Source organism: Psychrobacillus sp. (genome assembly GCF_056205495.1).
On sequence record NZ_JBAEAP010000219.1, the window covers coordinates 1 to 4407 of the forward strand.

Sequence of the window (4407 nt, forward strand, 5' to 3'; positions counted from 1 at the left end):
GATTAGCCATCGGTTAGCTCGAGTGGCTGATTGATATAATGATTGATTGATTTACGATAATAGGCTGGTGGTTTACTATAATCACGCCCTACTTTACGACAATCGATCGGTAATTTACTACAATCCGATGCTACTTTACGACAATCACCTCGTAGTTTACTACAATCCCTCGCCAGCTCTTCTACTCAAGCCGAATTAACGACAATAGGCTGATAGATTACTACAATCGAGTCCTACTTTACGACAATCAACCCGTAAATTACTACAATCCCTCGACCGCTCTCCTACTCGAGGCAAATTTACGACAATAGGCAGCTAGTTTACTACAATCCAGCATTACTTTTCGACAATCAGCTATTTCTTTACGTCAAATCCCTCGCAAACATTCTCTTTTCCAACCATATTCCTACTCCCAAACTAAAAAACAGGTTGTCCGAAGATGAGGATCTTCAAACACCCTGTTTTCTAAAAGCTTAGTGGTTCAACCTTGGCTTTACATAACCAAAGCGGTGGAATAGTACCTCTCCTGCGATTTCTATGTAAGTTTTGGCTTGGTTTGGAGAGCAATACATAGCTCCCTTCTCTACAAATGGCTCTTTGTCGTCCGAATGATTATAGTCCATGACAATTACTATATTTTTGCGATCCTCTTGTAGTTTATTTATCATGTACTGTGTAAAGGACGTTTTACCCAAAATGATATTTACTTTTAGCACTTCATCACCTCGTTTGTAAAAAGAATAGTGTTACTTTATATTCTATAAGATGAAAACTGAAAAGATTGTCGAAACTAGGCGAGAATCCATATTTTTTTTATTAATTTATAAAAAATAAAAGCTATTCCCCGGGAAATATATCGAAGAATAGCCTTTATAGATTATTTTGAAGAATCTCGAAGAATTGTTCCGTCCAATTCCGAGGCTTTCACACTGTATTCTAGCTGGTCTTGATTGACTATGCCAGAGGTCGAAGTAATAACAAAAACGGATGCATCAAAATTAAAGTTGTCATCTCTTGAAACAAAATCAACGATTTTTAAAGTATCGTCATCCACAAAATCAACACGCACTTCCACTGACCTGCCAAACCCATCATTTATAGTGATCGTCCCAGAAGTTTTTGTCTTAAAGACGTGATTAAATGAAGGATTTATAAATTGGAAATCAAGCGTATCCATTATAGAAATCCCTTTAGACCCTTCATCATGGTAAGTGATAGATGTTGAGGCAAAAGCTCCCTCCTTTATCGTAGCATTGGCCTGATCCACCGAGCCTGTGCCATCGATACCATCCTGTCCGGGACCATACTGATACGCAACAAATGTGTTTTCTCTGTTTTGAAGCAAACTAACGGTTCCAACTGTCCAATTTCCTTCCTTGTCCACGGTTACCATACCAACAAAAGCCCCATTACGATAAACCTTCACTTTATTTCCTGGTTCAGCTGTTCCACTTATTTCGTAATATGAGCCATCAAAAGTAACAGAAGATTTAACCGGATTCTTAATGGTGACAGGAGCATAACGAGTAATATCTGAAGTAATATTCCATGTTGATATATCTTTTAGATTCAGACTATACCCAACCGTCAGCATGTCTCCCTCAGTTAAAGCTGCTATAAATTCCTCTACAGAAACAATCTGACCATGAATAAAAAATAAGTCATTCGTATCCCATCTGAATTTAATCCCGTTAACTACTATGAAATCTGAATCCTTATGAATAGGTGCATTTTCTAGCTTTAAATTATATTCACCTGCATTAGTTTGCAGCTGGTGGAAATAAGTAACTGCAGCTTTTTTACTTGTTTGATTGCCATCAAGCTTTTGAATGGTTGGTTGCACGCTGGTTGCCTCACTTAAAGAAGCCTTTACCGTAAAAACTACATGACCATTCTGGTCGGCATAATGGCTCCATTCCTGACTTCCAGTATTAACTTGTCCATTAAAGGAAGAAATAATAGCTGTCGTAGCTTCTCCATTAGGTTGGGCCAGGTTTATTTTTACTCGGCCGTTATAAGGTGAACCATCGCTATTGGTAAACTTCGCAATATACACACGAGTATCCGTCGTTTCAAGGAATTGATCTTTTAGATCGGTTAATGAAATACCTGATGTGTCCTCAATTGAAGGTGTCGTAAATTGCACGGAATGCCCTTTCCATCTGAGGGTATAGTCCGTAGCTGATTGTAATTCTGAAGTTGATAACTTAATAGACTTTCGATCATCTGAAAGCTTCGCCTGCTGAATTATTTCCCCCGGAATAATAAACTGACCAGGTTCTAAATGATTAATGTTGTTATCCATTGCTTTTGACAATTTCAAGGTTACTGTATGTTGGCCTTCAGGTGTTGCAAAAAGAGGTAACATAGGAATGGCATCCTGCACAGCCTCGTAATTGTTTTCTAGCTTAGAGTGAAATCTAAAAGTATTCTTGAAATCCTGTAAGTATTGGTGAGCCTTCATCAGCTCTAAATCAGCTTCTATGTATTTATTTCCCTTCGAAAGTTGTTCTGCCTTTTTTATATGCATATGTACGGTTACATCATATCGAATACTTTGTATGAGCTGTTCAAAGGTGGGCTTTACTGAGTTTCGAATTCCATCTCTCGTGGACTGCCCATAGACTCGATCCAGCAGCTTGGCTTGCTTACGATATTCTTTAGAAGCCACGTGATAGGCAGTTTCTATATCATCTAAATTTCCAGAAGATATTGCTCGTTGAACATTAGACGTTAGGACTTTTATTTTTTCACTTGAAGTAATTGCATCTATGTATGCCTGCGCTCGCTTTACTTGGACCTTTGCGTCTACCAGTGATGCCTGTACACTTAATCGTTTAGAGCTCGAGAGACTGGCAGCCGCTTTTTCTGCTGCTTCTATGTATTTTTTCGCTGTATTATATTCTTCATATGGCTTTGTTTTGAAATCTGCGAACCCTTCTACAGAAATGGCCCACTTTAAAATGGTGCTTGCATTTTGCGCATTTATTACAAGCTGATTCACATTTGTTGCAGCGTCAGCTTGGGTTAATGGCGTAGCTGCTATAATTGCTGAGGCTGCTACGGAAATTTTGAACGTTTTAGACTTTCGCATATGGTGCTCCCTTCCTTTTATATTAATCATAACATGTAAATTAAGGTAAAAATATTACTAAATTTAGGTAATTATTAATTATTTATTTCAATATTTACCAAAGCTACACACATAAAAATGCCCCATCAACTCAATGATGGGACATAATTAGGCTACTCAACAGAGATGACAGTTAGATTATCTTTTTTAGGAGGCACAACTGGAAGCGTATCTCCTGGTTTTGGATTAGCTGGCGTTTCGACTACATCTGGTTTATCACCTTTTAATAATTTTAGCTTAGCTTTCGATGGAGTTTCGTACTTAATAGATATATCCTTTTTCACGAAGTTCCCTCCTCCTACACCATAAAGACCATTGTGGGCACCAATATAGCGATATACGCGGTATTCCTCACCCTTTTTCAAGCTTCGTACCTTTGTTAAAGATTGATCAGCCTCTAGTTTCCAAAGAGTTGTATCGGATTGGACCGTTACTTTTCCAACTGCTTCAGCGGTTACAGAATGAAGTAATGTAAGAGAAACTATTAATATTAAAAATGAAATTATCTTTCTCATAAATAGGAGCCCTCCCATTAAGTTCAGAATATTTATTCTTTATTATAGAATACCATAAATACCGCAAAAGTGGCATACACAGATAAACTAATTGGAAGAATTCAACCGGGAGATGAATACACGAATTTTAGAAAGTAGTACATACCCAATAATTCCAATACTAGCACCCACAGTATCTATAAATACATCTCTCACTTGAGCCCCCCTGCCTAGTGCAAATAACTGTAGTGTCTCGTCTGCTATAGCAAAGACCACGCAAATAACTAGTGACAATGCCATACTTGGTAGGAGATTTAATCGCGTAGATTTTAAATACTGCATTAAAAGAATACCAAGGATAAAATACACTAGAAAATGAGCTTGTTTACGTATGACGATGTAGTAGTCATCTTTAATTATATTCGTTTCAGGTGCAACAACATTTGCGGCCTGTTTAATAGTATGCGCTACGTTAGAGCTCAGCTGGCTAGAGACACTTGCTGGCTGTTGAGATAAATAAAAAATAATTCCCATCCATATAATTACTACACCAAATAGAAAAACTTTCCTCATAGTTCTATATTCCTCTCCTATTATTAAACGCTCTGCAGACCACCTATAAATACCATTTTAAACCATATTATCATTTAAAAATACTTATTAATAATACTTAAATTAAAAAATATATCGAAATTTGTAGAACTATTTTAGTACCCAAAGCAAGACTTTTGTATTACAATCATATTAGTCTATTTTTTGACAATTCCATTTTTGTAACGA

The 4407-nt window shown here is 37.0% G+C and carries 4 protein-coding genes; all 4 read right to left on the reverse strand.

Going from position 1 to position 4407, the window contains the following annotated elements; genetic code table 11:
- Positions 1–473 precede the first annotated feature (473 nt).
- The 4 genes from AC06OU_RS06305 to AC06OU_RS06320 all read right to left on the reverse strand — a co-directional run bounded on the left by AC06OU_RS06305 (position 474) and on the right by AC06OU_RS06320 (position 4200).
- Positions 474–716 (reverse strand): hypothetical protein, encoded by a 243-nt coding sequence (locus AC06OU_RS06305; RefSeq protein ID WP_169361226.1) that lies wholly within the window; start codon positions 714–716, stop codon positions 474–476.
- Positions 717–877: 161 nt separating this feature from the next.
- Positions 878–3094, reverse strand: coding sequence for a hypothetical protein (locus tag AC06OU_RS06310; protein ID WP_475854708.1), 2217 nt, complete (start codon positions 3092–3094; stop codon positions 878–880).
- A gap of 152 nt (positions 3095–3246) precedes the next feature.
- Entirely contained in the window at positions 3247–3648 is a 402-nt protein-coding gene (locus AC06OU_RS06315; RefSeq protein WP_475854710.1) for a hypothetical protein, read from the reverse strand.
- Positions 3649–3735: 87 nt separating this feature from the next.
- Positions 3736–4200, reverse strand: coding sequence for a VanZ family protein (locus AC06OU_RS06320; protein WP_475854712.1), 465 nt, complete (start codon positions 4198–4200; stop codon positions 3736–3738).
- Positions 4201–4407 lie beyond the last annotated feature (207 nt).

Coding starts and splice junctions, on each gene's coding strand:
- AC06OU_RS06310 (WP_475854708.1), bottom strand. CDS start 3,094: ATGCGAAAGTCTAAAACGTTCAAAATTTCCGTAGCAGCCTCAGCAATT.
- AC06OU_RS06315 (WP_475854710.1), bottom strand. CDS start 3,648: ATGAGAAAGATAATTTCATTTTTAATATTAATAGTTTCTCTTACATTA.
- AC06OU_RS06320 (WP_475854712.1), bottom strand. CDS start 4,200: ATGAGGAAAGTTTTTCTATTTGGTGTAGTAATTATATGGATGGGAATT.